Source organism: Pseudomonas sp. R4-35-07, from assembly GCF_003852235.1.
GTDB lineage: Bacteria > Pseudomonadota > Gammaproteobacteria > Pseudomonadales > Pseudomonadaceae > Aquipseudomonas.
In genome coordinates this window covers 5,142,589-5,158,577 of record NZ_CP027732.1, presented here as the reverse complement: position 1 = coordinate 5,158,577, position 15,989 = coordinate 5,142,589, and the positions used below count along the sequence as shown (strand labels likewise).

The 15,989-nt window shown below is 63.3% G+C and carries 21 protein-coding genes; 13 read left to right on the top strand and 8 right to left on the bottom strand.

Annotated elements, in window-relative coordinates; all coding sequences use genetic code 11:
* The first annotated feature begins 23 nt into the window (after positions 1 to 23).
* Positions 24 to 908: a sugar nucleotide-binding protein gene (locus C4J89_RS23590; RefSeq protein ID WP_124364600.1), complete on the top strand. Its 885-nt coding sequence runs from the start codon at positions 24 to 26 to the stop codon at positions 906 to 908.
* Positions 909 to 972: 64 nt separating this feature from the next.
* Here C4J89_RS23590 and C4J89_RS23585 read toward each other — a convergent pair whose 3' ends face one another.
* From C4J89_RS23585 to C4J89_RS23565, 5 genes are all read right to left on the bottom strand, one after another.
* Complete coding sequence (locus tag C4J89_RS23585) at positions 973 to 1,671, bottom strand: OmpW family protein (protein ID WP_124368519.1); 699 nt, start codon at positions 1,669 to 1,671, stop codon at positions 973 to 975.
* Positions 1,672 to 1,895: 224 nt separating this feature from the next.
* Complete coding sequence (locus C4J89_RS23580) at positions 1,896 to 2,417, bottom strand: DUF3299 domain-containing protein (RefSeq protein WP_124364598.1); 522 nt, start codon at positions 2,415 to 2,417, stop codon at positions 1,896 to 1,898.
* A gap of 91 nt (positions 2,418 to 2,508) precedes the next feature.
* The gene (locus C4J89_RS23575; protein ID WP_124364597.1) at positions 2,509 to 3,774 is read right to left on the bottom strand and encodes an ABC transporter permease; all 1,266 of its coding nucleotides are present in this window, start codon (positions 3,772 to 3,774) and stop codon (positions 2,509 to 2,511) included.
* 1 nt (position 3,775) lies between these two features.
* Positions 3,776 to 4,486 carry an ABC transporter ATP-binding protein gene (locus C4J89_RS23570; protein WP_124364596.1) on the bottom strand — a complete coding sequence of 237 codons (711 nt, stop codon included), beginning with the start codon at positions 4,484 to 4,486 and terminating at the stop codon, positions 3,776 to 3,778.
* A gap of 6 nt (positions 4,487 to 4,492) precedes the next feature.
* Positions 4,493 to 5,107: a DUF2796 domain-containing protein gene (locus C4J89_RS23565; protein ID WP_124364595.1), complete on the bottom strand. Its 615-nt coding sequence runs from the start codon at positions 5,105 to 5,107 to the stop codon at positions 4,493 to 4,495.
* A 131-nt stretch (positions 5,108 to 5,238) separates the two neighbouring features.
* Here C4J89_RS23565 and C4J89_RS23560 point away from each other — a divergent pair, with 131 nt between their 5' ends.
* Positions 5,239 to 5,580 carry a hypothetical protein gene (locus C4J89_RS23560; protein ID WP_124364594.1) on the top strand — a complete coding sequence of 114 codons (342 nt, stop codon included), beginning with the start codon at positions 5,239 to 5,241 and terminating at the stop codon, positions 5,578 to 5,580.
* Here C4J89_RS23560 and trxA read toward each other — a convergent pair.
* From trxA to C4J89_RS23545, 3 genes are all read right to left on the bottom strand, one after another.
* Entirely contained in the window at positions 5,577 to 6,449 is an 873-nt protein-coding gene (gene trxA / locus C4J89_RS23555) for a thioredoxin (protein ID WP_124364593.1), read from the bottom strand. The two genes, C4J89_RS23560 and trxA, sit on opposite strands and share 4 nt — an antisense overlap.
* A gap of 104 nt (positions 6,450 to 6,553) precedes the next feature.
* Positions 6,554 to 7,210, bottom strand: a complete 657-nt coding sequence (locus tag C4J89_RS23550; RefSeq protein ID WP_124415702.1) for a methyltransferase — start codon at positions 7,208 to 7,210, stop codon at positions 6,554 to 6,556.
* The gene (locus C4J89_RS23545) at positions 7,207 to 7,662 is read right to left on the bottom strand and encodes a YbaY family lipoprotein (protein ID WP_124364591.1); all 456 of its coding nucleotides are present in this window, start codon (positions 7,660 to 7,662) and stop codon (positions 7,207 to 7,209) included. Before C4J89_RS23545 ends, C4J89_RS23550 begins: the two co-directional genes overlap by 4 nt.
* 139 nt (positions 7,663 to 7,801) lie before the next feature.
* Between C4J89_RS23545 and nrdR the strand changes: the two genes are divergently transcribed.
* From nrdR to C4J89_RS23490, 11 genes are all read left to right on the top strand, one after another.
* On the top strand, positions 7,802 to 8,266 hold the full coding sequence (gene nrdR / locus C4J89_RS23540; protein ID WP_124364590.1) for a transcriptional regulator NrdR: 465 nt from the start codon (positions 7,802 to 7,804) through the stop codon (positions 8,264 to 8,266).
* Positions 8,263 to 9,390 (top strand): bifunctional diaminohydroxyphosphoribosylaminopyrimidine deaminase/5-amino-6-(5-phosphoribosylamino)uracil reductase RibD, encoded by a 1,128-nt coding sequence (ribD, locus tag C4J89_RS23535; protein ID WP_124405409.1) that lies wholly within the window; start codon positions 8,263 to 8,265, stop codon positions 9,388 to 9,390. Before nrdR ends, ribD begins: the two co-directional genes overlap by 4 nt.
* A 48-nt stretch (positions 9,391 to 9,438) precedes the next feature.
* Positions 9,439 to 10,101 (top strand): riboflavin synthase, encoded by a 663-nt coding sequence (locus C4J89_RS23530; RefSeq protein ID WP_124364588.1) that lies wholly within the window; start codon positions 9,439 to 9,441, stop codon positions 10,099 to 10,101.
* A 15-nt stretch (positions 10,102 to 10,116) separates the two neighbouring features.
* Positions 10,117 to 11,208, top strand: coding sequence for a bifunctional 3,4-dihydroxy-2-butanone-4-phosphate synthase/GTP cyclohydrolase II (gene ribBA / locus C4J89_RS23525; RefSeq protein WP_124415701.1), 1,092 nt, complete (start codon positions 10,117 to 10,119; stop codon positions 11,206 to 11,208).
* An 88-nt stretch (positions 11,209 to 11,296) separates the two neighbouring features.
* Positions 11,297 to 11,773, top strand: coding sequence for a 6,7-dimethyl-8-ribityllumazine synthase (gene ribE, locus C4J89_RS23520; RefSeq protein ID WP_122539990.1), 477 nt, complete (start codon positions 11,297 to 11,299; stop codon positions 11,771 to 11,773).
* On the top strand, positions 11,770 to 12,270 hold the full coding sequence (gene nusB / locus C4J89_RS23515) for a transcription antitermination factor NusB (RefSeq protein ID WP_101273191.1): 501 nt from the start codon (positions 11,770 to 11,772) through the stop codon (positions 12,268 to 12,270). Before ribE ends, nusB begins: the two co-directional genes overlap by 4 nt.
* A 16-nt stretch (positions 12,271 to 12,286) precedes the next feature.
* Positions 12,287 to 13,252: a thiamine-phosphate kinase gene (gene thiL, locus C4J89_RS23510; RefSeq protein WP_124416063.1), complete on the top strand. Its 966-nt coding sequence runs from the start codon at positions 12,287 to 12,289 to the stop codon at positions 13,250 to 13,252.
* 54 nt (positions 13,253 to 13,306) lie between these two features.
* Positions 13,307 to 14,032: an ABC transporter substrate-binding protein gene (locus C4J89_RS23505; protein WP_124415700.1), complete on the top strand. Its 726-nt coding sequence runs from the start codon at positions 13,307 to 13,309 to the stop codon at positions 14,030 to 14,032.
* A gap of 129 nt (positions 14,033 to 14,161) precedes the next feature.
* The gene (ribA, locus tag C4J89_RS23500) at positions 14,162 to 14,779 is read left to right on the top strand and encodes a GTP cyclohydrolase II (protein WP_124364585.1); all 618 of its coding nucleotides are present in this window, start codon (positions 14,162 to 14,164) and stop codon (positions 14,777 to 14,779) included.
* Entirely contained in the window at positions 14,776 to 15,195 is a 420-nt protein-coding gene (locus C4J89_RS23495; protein ID WP_124364584.1) for a nuclear FMR1 interacting 1 family protein, read from the top strand. Before ribA ends, C4J89_RS23495 begins: the two co-directional genes overlap by 4 nt.
* On the top strand, positions 15,192 to 15,977 hold the full coding sequence (locus C4J89_RS23490) for a cobalamin-binding protein (RefSeq protein ID WP_124415699.1): 786 nt from the start codon (positions 15,192 to 15,194) through the stop codon (positions 15,975 to 15,977). The genes C4J89_RS23495 and C4J89_RS23490 overlap by 4 nt, the downstream gene beginning before the upstream one ends.
* Positions 15,978 to 15,989: the final 12 nt, after the last annotated feature.

Below are 15,989 nucleotides of genomic sequence, written 5' to 3'. Positions count from 1 at the left end.
AACAGACCGGGCCTGCTCAATCTATGCGAATGCGCCTTATGTTACTGGGCGGCGGGAATGCCCTCGGGCAGGCGCTGATTCGCCTCGGTGCAGAGGAAGACATTGGTTTCCTCGCCCCCAAACCGCCCCAAGACGGCTGGGATGCCGCAAGCCTCACCCAGTTGCTCGACGACACCCGTCCCGATGCGTTGATCAACCTCGCCTACTATTTCGACTGGTTCCAGGCCGAAGCGGTCAGCGAAACCCGCCTGGCCTCCCAGGAATTCGCCATCGAACGCCTCGCCGAACTGTGCCAGCACCACAGCATTACCCTGCTGCAACCGTCCAGCTACCGCGTGTTCGACGGTTCCCGCGCCACCGCCTACAGCGAAAAAGACGAGCCGGTGCCCCTGGGCCTGCGCGGCCAGGCGTTGTGGCGTATCGAGCAGAGCGTACGCGCCACCTGCCCGCAACATGTGCTGCTGCGCTTTGGCTGGCTGCTCGATGACAGCGTCGACGGTACCCTCGGGCGCTTCCTGGCCCGGGCCGAACAGCCGGATGAATTACTGATGGCGGACGACCGTCGCGGCAACCCGACGCCGGTGGACGATGCGGCGCGGGTGATCATTTCCGTGCTCAAGCAACTCGATTGCGCGGCGCCGCTGTGGGGCACCTACCATTATGCCGGCCACGAGGCGACCACACCGCTGGCGCTGGGCCAGGCGATCCTCACCGAAGCGCGCAACTTCCACCCACTGGCCATCGAGTCGCCGACCGCCCAAGCCCACGCGGCGCGGCCGGATGCGGCAGAAGAACCGCAACACGCGGTGCTGGCCTGCAAGAAAATCCTGCACACTTTTGGCATCAAGCCACGGGCGTGGCGGGCGGGCTTGCCGGCGCTGCTCGACCGCTTCTACCGCCACACCTGACACAACCCAAAACCCAATGTGGGAGGGGGCAAGCCCCCTCCCACATTTTGGTTATGCGTGTTGCTTAGAACTTGTAGCCGATACCTACCATGTAAACCATCGGGTCGACGTCCACGTTGACCTTGGCCCGGGTGCCCTGGCCCAACGCATTGTTATCCACCGTCGCCTTGGTGCTGATATCGATATAGCGCGCCTGCGCGTTGATCATCCATTTGTCGTTGATCATGTAGTCGGCGCCGATCTGCGCGGCCCAGCCCCAGGAATTCTCGGCCTTGAAGTTGCTGAACCCGGCCTGTTCGGCACGGCTGCCGACGTGCTCGTCGTAGATCCAGGTGTAGTTGATACCGGCGCCCACATACGGTTGGAACGCCGACTGGTGGTCCAGCGGGTAGTACACGACGCTCAAGGTCGGCGGCAGGTGTTTCAGCGTGCCGAGCTTGCCGTTGGCGGCGCCGAGGGCGGTGTTCTTGATTTTTACGTCATGCTCGAACGGCGTGGCGGCCAGCAGTTCGATACCGACGTGATCGGTGAGCATGTAGGCGAAGTTCAAGCCCAGTTGGGTGTCGCTGCTCATGGTCGCCTTGCCGCCCAGGTTGGTACCCGCCAATGGGCCCTGGTCAACCTTGACGCTGCTGCTGTCGGCCTTCGGATTCACGGTGATTGCACCGGCGCGAATCAGGATGTCGCCCGCTTGGTGAGCGTGAGCGACAGGGGCGACGAGGGCGAGCGCGAACAGGGACGCGCCGAGCAGGGACTTGTTCATGGGAGCTCCAAAAGGACGTTAAAAGTTGTACGTCCAATGGTAAAGATCGTTCCGCTCGATCTGTTGACTCAGCTCAATGAAAGGGCAACCACGCGGTAAAAACTGTGGGAGGGGGCTTGCTCCCGATGGCGGTGGGTCAGCCAATAACACTGTTGACTGGCACTCTGCTATCGGGAGCAAGCCCCCTCCCACATTTTGATCTGCGGTGTGTTTGCAGGGAGGGGTTATTCCTCCAGTTCGTACATATAAATCTTCTCGGCATCCATCTGGTAACCGGCGTCGGCCAACTCACTGGACGACGGCTTGACCTGCATCGCACCTTCGATCCAGTACGGCTGGTACAGCTCATCGAGTTTCACGCCGACTTCGCTTTTCACATGCACGATCTGGTTCGACGGCGGCGGCGGCACATGGATGCACGCGCCGAAATACGGCACCAGCAGGAACTCGGTGGTGCGGCCTTCTTCGCTCACCTCCAGCGGCACGATGTAACCCGGCAGGCGAATATGCTGGCCGTCCAGGCTCTGCACCACCGGCGCGTTGGGCAGGTCCTGCCTGGCAGCCGGCGCGGCCTCGACGGACAAGGCATCGGCCATGTTCGACAGGTCATGCAGCGGTTTCATATTGGGCACTTCCGGTGGCGCATCCGGTGGGATCATTTCCTGCCACGACAAATCCCTGGGCTGCTCCTCGGCCCAGGCAGGCACGGCCACCAGCAATAACAGGGCAAACAGGGCACGACGCATGAAGACTCCTCAGTGGGTAGCTACTAGCTGCAAGCTTCAAGTAAAAGCCGATTCGCTTGCAGCTTGAGGCTAAAAGCTTGCAGCGGCTGTTCTACAGCCTAATCGACAGTCCATCGGCCAACGACTGGCGATAGGCACGCCATGCGGGCACGCTGCCCATCAGTAACGCCGCCGCCAGGATACCGGCGAGCAACGTCCATTCATATTCGCTCGGCCACGCCATCGGCAGGTCCAGGCCGTAATTGGCCTGCAAATAACCCCGCGATGCGGCAATGCACAGGTACAACAAACCCAAACCTGCCACCACGCCGGCCAGGGCCAGAGCGAAAGCCTCGAAGATCAGCAGCGTTGCGATATGCCACGGCCGCGCGCCCACCGAGCGCAGGATCGCCATTTCGCGGCGGCGTTCGTTGAGGCTGGTGAGGATCGCCGTGAGCATGCCGATCAAACCGGTCAGCACCACGAACAGCGAAATCACGAACAGGGCTTTTTCGGCCGTGCCCATCATGCTCCACAGCTCTTGCAGCGCCACGCCCGGCAGAATCGCCAGCATCGGCTCGCCACGGAATTCATTGATTTCCCGTTGCAGGGCGAAGGTGGAAATCTTGTTGTTCAAGCCGAGCATGAAGGCGGTGATGGCTTGCGGGGTGAGGTCCATATTGCGCGCCTGATCGGCGCTGATACGGCCTTTGCCCTGGGCCGGCACGCCGTTGTGCCAGTCGATGTGGATCGCCTCCATGCCACCGAGGCTGATATGCAGCGTGCGGTCCACCGGCGTGCCGGTGCGCTTGAGGATGCCGACCACGGTGAAGGGCTTGTCATCGTGCTTGACCAGGCTGACCACCGCCACGCCATGGGCCAGCACCAGCTTGTCGCCAAGTTTGTAGTGCAGTGCATCGGCGACTTCGGCACCGAGCACCACCTCGAACGGGTCGGTGGCAAAGGCGCGGCCACTGGCCAGCTCGAGGTTCTGTTTGCGCCCGTACTGGTAATGCTCGAAGTACGACGCGTTGGTGCCCATCACCCGGTAACCGCGATGGGAATCGCCGAGGGAAATCGGGATCGCCCACTTCACCTGCGGGTTGGCGGCGAAGTGCTCATAGCTGTCCCAGCGGATGTTATTGGTGGCGTTGCCGATGCGGAACACCGAGTACAGCAGCAGGTTCACCGAGCCCGAGCGCGCACCGACGATCAGGTCGGTGCCGCTGATGGTGCTGGCGAAGCTGTTGCGCGCCTCCACGCGCACGCGTTCCACCGCGAGCAACAAGCAGACGGAAAGCGCGATGGCGAAGGCGGTGAGGATCGCGGTAAAGCGGCGGTTAGCCAGGCTGGCCATGGCTAGACGAAACAGATACATCTCAAACCTCTGCGGGCGCGGCGGCGCGATTGAGTTCGGCCAGCGACAGGTTGCGGTCGAACAGCGGCGCCAGGCTTTGATCGTGGCTGACAAACAACAGGCTGGCCCCGGCGTCGCGGCATTCGGCGAACAGCAACTGAATGAATGCCTCGCGCGCGTCGTAGTCGAGGGCCGAGGTGGGTTCGTCGGCGATCACCAGTTCCGGTTGGCCGATCAGCGCACGGGCGGCGGCCACCCGTTGTTGCTGGCCGATGGACAGCGAGTCGGCGCGGCGCTCGAGCAGGTCCGGGTCTTTCAAGCCCAGGTGTGCCAGCAAGGTCGCCGCGGCCTGGTCGACACTGCCGTGGCGCTGGATCGCTCGCTGTGCACGCAGTTTGGAGAAGTGGCACGGCAGCTCAACGTTCTCGCGCACCGACAAAAACGGCAGCAGGTTGAACTGCTGGAAGATATAGCCGGTGTGGTCCACCCGGAAACGGTCACGGGCGCCGGCCGAAAGTTCGGTCAGCTCCTGGCCGAGCAGGCGGATACTGCCCCGGCTGGGCGTCTGCACACCGCCGAGCAGTCCGAGCAAGGTGGTTTTGCCACTGCCGCTGGGGCCCTTTAGGAACAGGGTTTCCCCCGGCTCCAGGCGGAACGCGGGGATGTCCAGCAACTGCGGGTGGCCGGGCCAGTTGAAGCCCAGGTCGGACAGTTGGATCAATGCATGGGTCATGTGAACTCAGAACTTCAGGGTGGCTGCAGTGGCGGTCGCGTCAATACCTTGCTGGCCGCTCGGGCCGATCAGTTGTACCTGAATCTTCTGGGTGGCGGGAAAGGTCTTGAACACTTGGCTCAGGTCCAGGTTGCTCAGTGCCTCTGGCGTGGCGCAGGTGAACTGGTAATGGGCGTGGATTTCGCTGTGGTCGTGATGGTGTTCGTGGGCGGCGACGCCTTTGCCGTCGGTGGCGTGGTCATTGTCATCGCCATCGTCGTCATCGTGATCGGCTTCCGGTTTATCGCCGAACAGCGGGCTGTTGAGTTCCTGGGAGCTGACGACGCAACCGGCGGCCTTGGGCAGCTTGAACAACACCAGCGGGCTTTCCAGCTGTTTGCGCGCAGCGGCGACTTTGGCCTTGTCGGCGGCACTGGTCGCGACGTGTTCGAAACCCACCAGGTTCATGGCCGGGCTGTCCAGTTCAAGCTCCAGGGACTGGCCGTCGAGCACCGCATTGAGACGGCCCACGCCATGTTCATGGGCACCGAGGCTGGCGTGCTCATGGTCGTGATCTTCATGAGCATGAGCGACCGCCAGTGGCAGCAGGGCAAACGGCAAAGCAAGCAGCAGACGGCGCATGACAGGACTCCAAAGATGAAAGTTTTGTTATGTGATCTTATAACACTGGTGCCGAGAGTTTGACCGCCCGCTTGGCGTTGCGCAAGCTGCATGGGAGCATGCCCGTCAGAAAAAATGCAGGAGTAAGGACGATGTTGCGAATTCGTGGAACCGTTGGCGACCTGCCGGTGGACTTGACCCTGGAGCTGGACGACGGCGATTGGGCGCGGTTGGGCGCGCAACTGCAGGCCGCCCCGGTGCCTACCGAGTCGACTGCGGTACCGCTCAGGCAAAGTGAGGATCTATGGCAGAACGCCCAGGATCTGTTGCGCAACGCCGGGCAGCTCAGCGGCCTGGAGCTGCTCGATCAACTGGAAGGGTTGGCCGGCGATGCCGCCGCGGGCAAACGCCTGCTGGTGCGCCTGCGCCATAGCGCCAAGGTGAAGGTGACCAGCGGCGGGGATACGCCGCTGTACAGCTGGATTGGCGATTAATACAACGCAGCGAACAATTTGCGGCGGTACGCCGTGACCAGCGGGTGATCGTTGCCCAGCAGCTCGAACACCTGCAGCAAGGTCTTGTGCGGCAGGCCTTCGCTGTAGCTGCGATTGCGGATAAACAGCTTGAGCAGGCCTTCCAGCGCGGCGTCGTATTGCTGGCGCGCCAGTTGGTGAATGCTCAACTGATAGGCCGCTTCGTCATCCTGCGGGTTCTGCGCCAGGCGGCTTTTCAGGTCAGCGGCGTCCGGCAGGTCGGCCGCCTGGCGCAGGAAGGTGATTTGCGCCTTGGCCCCGGCAAGGGCAGCTTTGTGGTCATCGCCTTTTACGGCGTCCAGCACGGTTTGTGCTTCATCCAGTTCGCCGCGCTCGGCCAGGCAGCGCGCGTACAGGATCAGCGCGGCGGCGTTGGTGTTGTCTTCGCCCAGCAGCGCCACCAGCACGGCTTCGGCATCGCTGATGCGGCCTTCGGCGAACAATGCTTGTGCCTGCTCCAGCGGATCCGCCGCAGCCGGTGGCGGCATCTGCACATGGGGCTCGAGCATCGCCCGCACCGCCGACTCCGGCTGCGCCCCGGCAAACCCATCCACCGGCTGGCCGTCCTTGAACAGCACCACGGTCGGCAGGCTTTGAATCCCAAAACGCGCCACGATGTCCTGCTCGGCCTCGCAATCGACCTTGGCCAACAGCAATTCACCGCGATAACTCTCGGCAATCTGCGCCAGCATCGGCATCAGCGCCTTGCACGGCGCGCACCACTCGGCCCAGAAATCCACCAACACAGGTTTTTCAAAAGAGTTCTGAATCACCGCCTGGTCGAAGTTGGCGGTGGTGACGTCGAAGATGTACGGCGTGGGCTCACTCATGAGGCGTCTCGAATAAAGCGGGAATGGGGGCAACTATAAGGGCTGGCGCGGTTGGCTGAAAGCGAGCGCGGTCAAATGTGGGAGGGGGCTTGCCCGCGAAGGCCTCAAGTGCGCCGCGAATGGTACAGGCTCACCTTGCGAAACTCCCAAGGCTCGGCCAGGTCCGGCAGGGTCAATGCGTCCAGTACTTCCAGGCGCTGATAACGCGCGTGCTGGAAATCGCGCACCCGCGAATCCGCCACCAGGGCTTCGCGGCCACGGGTCAGGAACTGGTCCAGCAGCGGCAGGTTGGCGCGGTCGTAAAGCACGTCGGCCACCAGGATCAGGTCGAAGCGATCGGCTTCGGTGAAGAAGTCCGCCGAATAACTCAGTTTCACCCCGTTGAGTTCGGCATTCGCCCGGCAAGCGGCCAGCGCCAGCGGATCGAGGTCGCAGGCCACCACCTCCAATGCACCGGCTTTGACCGCCGCAATCGCGGCCACGCCGGAACCGGCGCCGAAATCCAGCACGCGCTTGCCCGCGACCCACTCGGGATGCGCCGCCAGATAGCGCGCCAGCGCCAGCCCGCTGGCCCAGCAAAAGCTCCAGTAGGGCGGCTCGTGCAGGATGCGTCGGGTTTCTTCCTGGCTGAAGGCGCGGTCCATGTTGTCGGCGTCGAGCAGCCACAACGACAGTTCGGTGCCCGGCAGCGTGCAGGGCACCAGCTGTGCGTCGCCGATCAACTCGCTCAGGGCGCGTTGCAGGTGCAGCGGTGGCGTCATGGTGCCTTGACGAGCTGCAGGGGGCCGGTGGTCTGGGTAATCGCCTGGGTGATGCGCACGGCGGGCAGGTGCAGGATTAACTGGCCAGACTGGCTGGCGCGAGCGCGCAATTCCACCCGCGCACCGGCCGGGAACGCTTCGGGGTTGAAGCGCAGGCGAAAGGCCAGGGGCTTGCCGTTGCCGGTCAACACGCTGCTGGCAAGCAGTTGTTGCGGACGCGAGCGGTCGTCGATCACCAGCAGCGCCATTTCGACTTCGGCGCCGGCCGGCACGTTGGTCAGGTTGCCGCTGATTTCACGCTGGTAGGCGGGCAGGGGGCCGAGGTCTTCTATACCGGGGACTTTTTTCTCTTGTGCAGGGGTTGGCTGCGGCGCGGCAGGCTTGGGGGCTTCGCTGCTGCAGGCGACCAGAAAACTGAACAGGGTGATCAAAACAAGTGGTCGTAACTGCATGTACGGCTCCAGAAAGGACAAAATCCGTGGCTTAAAAATATGAAACATATAAGCCTGCCTATATACCGTAAAGGCTATGGCTTGTCTTGCTACGGGGATGCGCTACCATGGCCCTCCCATTTTTTGTTGCCTGCCAACCATGCACTGTCCCTTCTGCGGTGCCAACGACACCAAGGTCATCGACTCGCGTCTGGTCGCCGAGGGCGACCAAGTGCGTCGCCGGCGCGAATGCCTGGCCTGCGGTGAGCGTTTCACCACCTTCGAAACCGCCGAACTGGTATTGCCACGTCTGATCAAGTCCGACGGCAGCCGCCAGCCTTTTGACGAAGAAAAACTGCGCGCCGGTATGCAGCGCGCCCTGGAAAAACGCCCGGTGAGTGTCGAGCGGCTGGAAGCGGCGCTGGCGCATATCAAGCACAAGTTGCGCGCGACCGGCGAGCGCGAGGTCAAGAGCCTGGTGGTGGGCGAGCTGGTGATGGGCGAGCTGCAAAAGCTCGATGAAGTCGCCTATATCCGTTTCGCCTCGGTGTACCGACGCTTCCAGGACCTCAATGAGTTCCGCGAAGAAATCGACCGCCTGGCCCGTGAGCCTTCCAAACAATGACCGCTGAACAGGCTGTGCTCGACGCCCATTACATGGCCCGCGCCCTCGAATTGGCGCGCAAGGGCCTGTACACCACCCATCCCAACCCACGGGTGGGCTGCGTGATCGTGCGCGATGGGCAGATTGTCGGCGAAGGCTGGCATGAGCGTACCGGCGAGCCCCACGCCGAACCTAATGCCTTGCGCGCCGCCGGTGACAAGGCGCGTGGCGCTACGGTGTACGTGACCCTCGAGCCGTGCAGCCACCACGGCCGCACGCCGCCCTGCGCCGATGCGCTGGTGAGCGCCGGTGTGGCGCGGGTAGTGGCCGGCATGCAGGACCCCAACCCGGAAGTGGCGGGGCGCGGCATGCAGCGCTTGGCCCAGGCCGGGATCGAGATTCGCAGCGGCGTGCTGGAATCTGAAGCGCGCGCGCTGAACCCTGGCTTTCTCAAGCGCATGGAACAGGGCCTGCCGTTTGTGCGGGTCAAACTGGCGATGAGCCTGGACGGGCGCACCGCAATGGCCAGCGGCGAAAGCCAATGGATCACCGGCCCCGCCGCCCGCGCCGCCGTCCAGCGCCTGCGCGCCGAAGCGAGTGTGGTGCTGACCGGTGCCGATACGGTGCTGGCCGACGGCGCGCGCCTGACCGTGCGCGCCGCCGAGCTGGGCCTGGATGCCCACACCACCGCCCTGGCCATGTCGCGTCCGCCGCTGCGCGTATTGATCGACGGTCGCCTGCGCGTGCCGCTCAATGCACCTTTCTTCAAGGCGGGCCCGGCGTTGGTCATCACATGCGTGACCGCGGAAAACCAGTTTCCCCGTGGCCCCGAGTGCCTGGTGGTGCCAGGCGTGGAGGGCCAGGTCGACCTGCGTTCAGCGTTGGTGGCACTGGCCGCCCGTGGCGTCAACGACGTGCTGGTGGAAGCGGGCCCTAGCCTGGCGGGCGCGTTTGCCCAGCAGGGCCTGGTCGACGAATACGTGATTTTCGTCGCCGGCAAGTTCCTCGGCTCCGCTGCCCGGCCCTTGCTGGACTGGCCGCTTGAGAAACTCGTCGACGCCCCCCACCTCAAGATCACTGACATGCGCGCGGTTGGCGACGACTGGCGAATCACCGCCGTCCCGCTGCCGGCAGCGAGCGTATAATTCCCGGCCTGCGCGCAAGCGTCAGCCCCCCGTTTTCAGGAGCACGACATGTTCACCGGCATTATCGAAGCCATCGGCAGCATCCGCGCCATGACCCCCAAGGGCGGCGACATCCGCCTGCTGGTTGAAACCGGCAAGCTCGATCTGGGCGACGTCAAGCTGGGCGACAGCATCGCCGTCAGCGGTGTGTGCCTGACCGTCGTCGATCTGCCGGGCAATGGCTTTGCCGCCGATGTCAGCCGCGAGACCCTGGACTGCACCGCGATGAGCGATCTTGCGGCCGGCAGCCCGGTCAACCTGGAAAAAGCCCTGACGCCGACCACACGCCTGGGCGGCCACCTGGTCAGCGGCCATGTCGATGGCGTCGGCGAAGTCGTGGCGCGCAGCGAAAACGCGCGCGCCGTGGAATTTCGTATCCGCGCGCCAAAGGAGCTGGCCAAGTACATCGCCCACAAAGGCTCGATCACCGTCGACGGCACCAGCCTGACCGTGAACGCCGTCAATGGCGCCGAATTCGAACTGACCATCATTCCCCACACCCTCAGCGAAACCATCATGGCCGCCTACCAGCCAGGTCGCCGGGTGAACCTGGAAGTGGACTTGCTTGCCCGTTACCTGGAGCGCCTGTTGCTCGGCGAAAAGGCCGCAGAGCCTGCATCGGGTAACATCACCGAAAGTTTTCTGGCCGCTAACGGCTACCTGAAATCCTGACCAAGGGGGTGCCGCGTGGCGCTCAATAGCATCGAAGAACTGGTTGAAGACATCCGCCAAGGCAAGATGGTCATCCTGATGGATGACGAAGATCGCGAGAACGAAGGCGACATCATCATGGCCGCCGAGGCCTGCAAGCCAGAGCACATCAACTTCATGGCCAAGCACGCCCGTGGGTTGATCTGCATGCCCATGAGCCGCGAACGCTGTGAACTGCTAAAGCTGCCATTGATGGCGCCGCGCAATGGCTCGGGTTTCGGCACCAAGTTCACCGTATCGATTGAAGCCACCACCGGCGTCACCACCGGCATCTCCGCCGCTGACCGCGCCCGCACCGTGCAGGCCGCCGCCGCCAAGGATGCCAAGGCCGAAGACATCGTCAGCCCGGGCCACATCTTCCCGCTGATGGCCCAACCGGGCGGTACCCTGGCCCGCGCCGGCCATACCGAAGCGGCCTGCGACCTGGCGCGCATGGCCGGGTTCGAGCCGAGCGGCGTCATCTGTGAAGTGATGAACGACGACGGCACCATGGCCCGTCGCAGCGAACTCGAAGCGTTTGCCGCCGAACACAACCTCAAGATCGGCACCATTGCCGACCTGATCCACTACCGCATGATTCACGAACGTACCGTTCAGCGGATTGCCGAGCAGCCGCTGGACAGCGAACTGGGCCAATTCAATTTGGTGACCTACCGTGATTCAGTGGAAGGCGACGTGCACATGGCCCTGACCCTGGGCAATATCTGCGCCGACGAGCCTACCCTGGTGCGCGTGCACAACATGGACCCGCTGCGCGACTTGCTGATGGTCAAGCAGCCCGGCCGCTGGAGCCTGCGCGCCGCCATGGCCGCGGTTTCCGAGGCGGGCAGTGGCGTGGTGCTGTTGCTTGGTCACCCGCTGGATGGCGACGTGTTGCTGGCACATATCCGCGAAACGGCGGAGCACGCGCCGGTGAAAAAACCGACCACCTACAGCATTGTCGGTGCCGGTTCGCAGATTCTGCGCGACCTCGGTGTGCGCAAAATGCGCCTGATGAGCGCACCGATGAAATTTAATGCGATATCCGGTTTCGATCTGGAAGTTGTAGAATACGTGCCCTTCGAATAAAGGCTGGCGATTTTTGCCCCTTGTTCGCGGTTAAATCATCACTGAGGGACGCACTTTTCGCGTCCCGGCTCTTTAAGAGATTTGTCGAATGACCCTGAAGACCATCGAAGGTACCTTCATCGCCCCCCAAGGCCGCTATGCCCTGGTGGTTGGCCGCTTCAACAGCTTCGTGGTTGAAAGCCTGGTAAGCGGTGCCGTTGACGCCCTGGTTCGCCACGGTGTGAGCGAGAGCGACATCACCATTATCCGTGCCCCTGGCGCCTTCGAAATTCCACTGGTTGCGCAAAAGGTTGCCCAGCAGGGTGAATACGCGGCGATCATCGCCCTGGGCGCGGTCATTCGTGGCGGTACCCCGCACTTCGAATACGTGGCGGGCGAATGCACCAAGGGCTTGGCCCAGGTGTCCATGGAGTTCGGCGTGCCGGTCGCATTCGGCGTGCTGACCGTGGATTCCATCGAGCAAGCCATCGAGCGTTCCGGCACCAAGGCCGGTAACAAAGGCGCTGAAGCTGCCCTGTCCGCCCTGGAAATGGTCAGCCTGCTGTCGCAGTTGGAGGCCAAGTGATTTCCGACGAGAGCGATCGTTTCAACCCTCGCGACGAGCGTCCAGCCGACGCCGGCAAACCGTCGAAAAGCGAAAAGCGTCGCGCCGCCCGCCAGCTCGCGACCCAAGCCCTGTACCAGCGCCACATGGCCGGTACGTCGCTGAACGAAATCGAAGCGCAATTTCGCGTCGACAACGATTTCACCTTCGCCGACCAGAGCTACTTCCACGACATCCTGCACGGTGTTCCGGCCAACCTGACCGAGATCGACGCCGCGTTGTCGCCATGCCTGGACCTGACCCTCGAAGAGCTGGACCCGGTTGAACTGGCCGTATTGCGCCTGTCCACCTGGGAACTGCTCAAGCGCGTCGACGTACCGTACCGCGTGGTGATCAACGAAGGCATCGAACTGGCGAAAGTCTACGGTTCGACCGACGGCCACAAGTTTGTCAACGGCGTGCTCGACAAGCTGGCTCCGCGCCTGCGTGAAGCCGAAGTGAAGGAACACAAGCGCTGATTTGCGCTTGAGTCCCGTGGGCGAGTTCGAGCTGATCCGCAACTACTTCGCCGCCGCGCCCTGTGCGCAAGGCGGCGAAGGCATTGCCCTGGGGATCGGCGACGACTGCGCCTTGCTCGCGCTCCCTGCCGGGGAGCAGCTGGCAGTCTCTACAGACACCTTGGTGGCCGGCGTGCACTTTGCCGACCCGTGTGACCCGTTCCTGCTCGGCCAGCGCTCGCTGGCTGTGGCGGTGAGCGATTTGGCCGCCATGGGCGCCCACCCCCTCGCGTTTACCCTTGCCCTGACCACGCCGACCGTCGATGCCGACTGGTTGCAACGCTATGCCCAGGGTTTGAACGCCATGGCGCAACGCTGCGACGTGGGCCTGGTGGGCGGCGATACCACGCGCGGGCCGCTGAGCCTGACCTTGACCGTGTTTGGCCGCGTGCCGGCCGGGCTTGCCTTGACGCGTAGCGGTGCGCGGCCGGGGGATCTGCTGTGCGTCGGTGGGGAGTTGGGCAATGCGGCCGGGGCCTTGCCGCTGGTATTGGGTCAGCGCAGCGCGGCAGCCGCCATCGCCGAACCGCTGCTCGCCCACTATTGGTCGCCGCAGCCGCAACTGGCGTTGGGCCTGGCCCTGCGCGGTAAAGCAACCTCGGCCATGGATATCTCCGACGGGTTATTGGCCGATTGCGGGCATATCGCCAGGGCATCAGCTGTCAGCCTGTTGATCGAGCGCGATGCGGTGCCGTTGTCGGCGGCATTGCTGGCGTTTGTCGGCAACGACGAGGCCCGTGTGGCCGCGTTGAGTGGGGGCGACGACTATGTGCTGGTGTTCACGCTACCCCAGGCCGAACTGGCACCGTTGCGGGCCAATGGCTGGCCGATCCATGTGATCGGACGGGCCGAAGCGGGGCAGGGCGTGACGCTGCTCGACAGCCACGGCCAGGACATTACCCCGGCAGTGCACGGCTATCAGCATTTCCGCGAGCTGCCGTAGCCGACGCTCTGGGCTACCCTTCATATGAATATCTCCACGTAGGAAGCCGTCACTATGAGTGTGCGCCGCTGGTTGCTGGTCATGCTGTGCGCCTTTACCGCTGTGCTCCAGGCGGATGAAGTCCCGGTGCCTGGCAAGATCATGCTGGCTAGCGAGGAGTGGAACGACTATACCGGCAAGGATGGCAGCGGCCTGGCCTGGGACGTGTTGCGCCGGGTGTTTGAACCGGCAGGCGTCACCCTGCAAATCCACAGCGCGCCCTATACCCGTTCGATTGGCCTGGCCCAGCGTGGCGAGGTGGATGGCTGCGTCGGTGTCTATCGCGACGAAGCTGACCAGGTGCTGTACCCGCACTGGCCTTTCGATTCCGACCCTATCTATGCCCTCGGGCTGGCCACGTTGCCCACGCCCAACCTGGCGACGCTCGGTGATTACCGCCTGGCCTGGGTGCGTGGCTATAAATACGAGAAATATTTGCCGAATGTGCGCCGCTTCAACCAGATTCAGCGCCGCAGCGGCATTTTAGCGATGCTGCAATACGGCCATGCAGACTTCTACATTGAGGCCCTCACCGAGGCCAAGTACGTGCTCAGTCAGGCCGACGACCCGTCCCGGTTCACCCTCACCCACATCATGGAACTGCCGCTCTATATAGCCTTTGCCGATAACGAACGCGGGCGGGCATTGATGAAAGTCTACGACCGGCGCATGACCGCCCTGGTGAAAAACGGCGAGTTGAAGCCGATTTTCGAACGCTGGAAACAGCCGTATCCGTTCTGACCTGCATAGAACCAAGCCGAAGGCCAATCGAACCTATTGATCTTTATCAGCGATCATTCAGCTTAAGCGTCTGTAGGAACAGGCTGTTACAATGCCCGCCTCTGTGAAATCTGAAATCAGGAGCACACGGTGCCCGTCGTTTTCGTCGCCGCTTCCAAGCTGCCTACCCCCTTTGCCACGTTCACCATGCATGGCTTTCTCGAAGAAGCCACCGGGCGCGAGCACGTTGTGCTCAGCCTGGGCGATATCGCTGATGGTGCGCCGGTGCTGGGCCGCGTGCATTCCGAATGCCTGACCGGCGACGCGCTGTTCAGCCAGCGCTGTGACTGCGGTTCGCAATTGGAAGCCGCGATGCAGGCCATCGCCCGTGAAGGCCGTGGCGTTCTGCTGTACTTGCGACAGGAGGGCCGTGGCATCGGCCTGCTGAACAAGATCCGCGCCTATGAATTGCAAGATGGCGGCGCCGACACCGTGGAAGCCAACGAGCGCCTGGGCTTTGCCGCCGACCAGCGTGACTACGCCATCTGCCTGCCGATGCTCGAGCACCTGGGCGTGAAATCCCTGCGCCTGATGACCAACAACCCGCGCAAGGTCAAAGCCTTGACCGAAATGGGTATCACCGTGGCCGAGCGCGTCCCGCTGCACACCGGGCACAACCCGCACAACAAACTCTACTTGGCCACCAAAGCCAGCAAGCTCGACCACATGATGGGCAATGAGCATCAAGGCGAGGTCGACCGCGCGTGACCCGCGGCCAGGTGAAACGGCGATTGTCCTTCAACTGGTGGCAGTACCTGGCCCTGGCATTGCTGCCATTGTTTGTGATCAACCTGGTGTTCGGCCGCGCCGAGTCCCTGCTGCCCGTACTGGCCATGCCGTTGTTTATCGCCGGCGTGGCCTCGATGTTTCTCAGCCTGCGTTATTTTCACGCCTATAAACACGCGCTGATCGCCACCTCCAAAGCCCTCGACACCCCGGAAGAACCCGCCGCCTGGATCGCCCTTGCGGCGCGTCGACGCACGGCCTTGCTGGTGGCGGCATTGCCAGCCTGGATCGGTGCGCTGGCGGTATTCGTCGGCCTGGAAGCGGTGCCGCTGTTCTTGCTGGCGCTGTCGACGATGGTGCTGTTTTACCTCTATCGCATACCGCGTCAGTTGGGATGAAGCGCTACGGGCTGGCGTTGCTGCTGGTATTGAGCGCCCAGGTGGTGGCGGTCGAGCGGGTGGTGAGCCTGGCGCCGTCGCTTTCCGAAATCGTGGTCGAGTTGGGGGCCGCTGATTTATTGGTCGGCGTGCTCGATGGCGGCGATCGTCCGACGGAATTGGCAAACGTGCCATCGGTCGGCCGCTACGGCCAGTTGGACATGGAACGCCTGCTCAGCCTCAAGCCCGATCTGATCCTGCTCTGGCCCGGCAGCATCGGCGCGGCCCAGCGCGAGCAGTTGCAGCGCCTGAACCTGCCGGTGTACATCGCCGAGCCCCATAGCCTTGAACAACTGACCGCTCAGGTCCAAGCCATTGCCGAGCAATTGGGGCGCGGGGAGGCCGGCCGAGTACTTGCCGACAAACTGCGCCAACGCCTCGCCGACCTGCGCCAGCGCTATCAGCGCGCCGAGCCGGTGCGGGTGTTTTACCAGGTATGGAACCAGCCGCTGTACACCGTGGGCGGTGGGCAGATCATCAGTGATGCGTTGACGGTGTGCGGGGCGCGTAACGTGTTCGACGACCTCACGCTGCCGGCGCCGCAGGTCAGTATCGAATCAGTGTTGCAGCGTGATCCAGAGCTGATCCTGGTGGGCGACCAGGCGCAACTGGAGGCTTGGAAGGTGTGGCCAACGATGATGGCACGCGTGCGCTTGGTGCCGGACAAGGGCCTGGAACGGCCCAGCGGGCAGATGCTGGAAGCGCTGGCGCGGTTGTGTCAGGTGATTGCGCCGAACCTGTGAGGCCGCTATCGG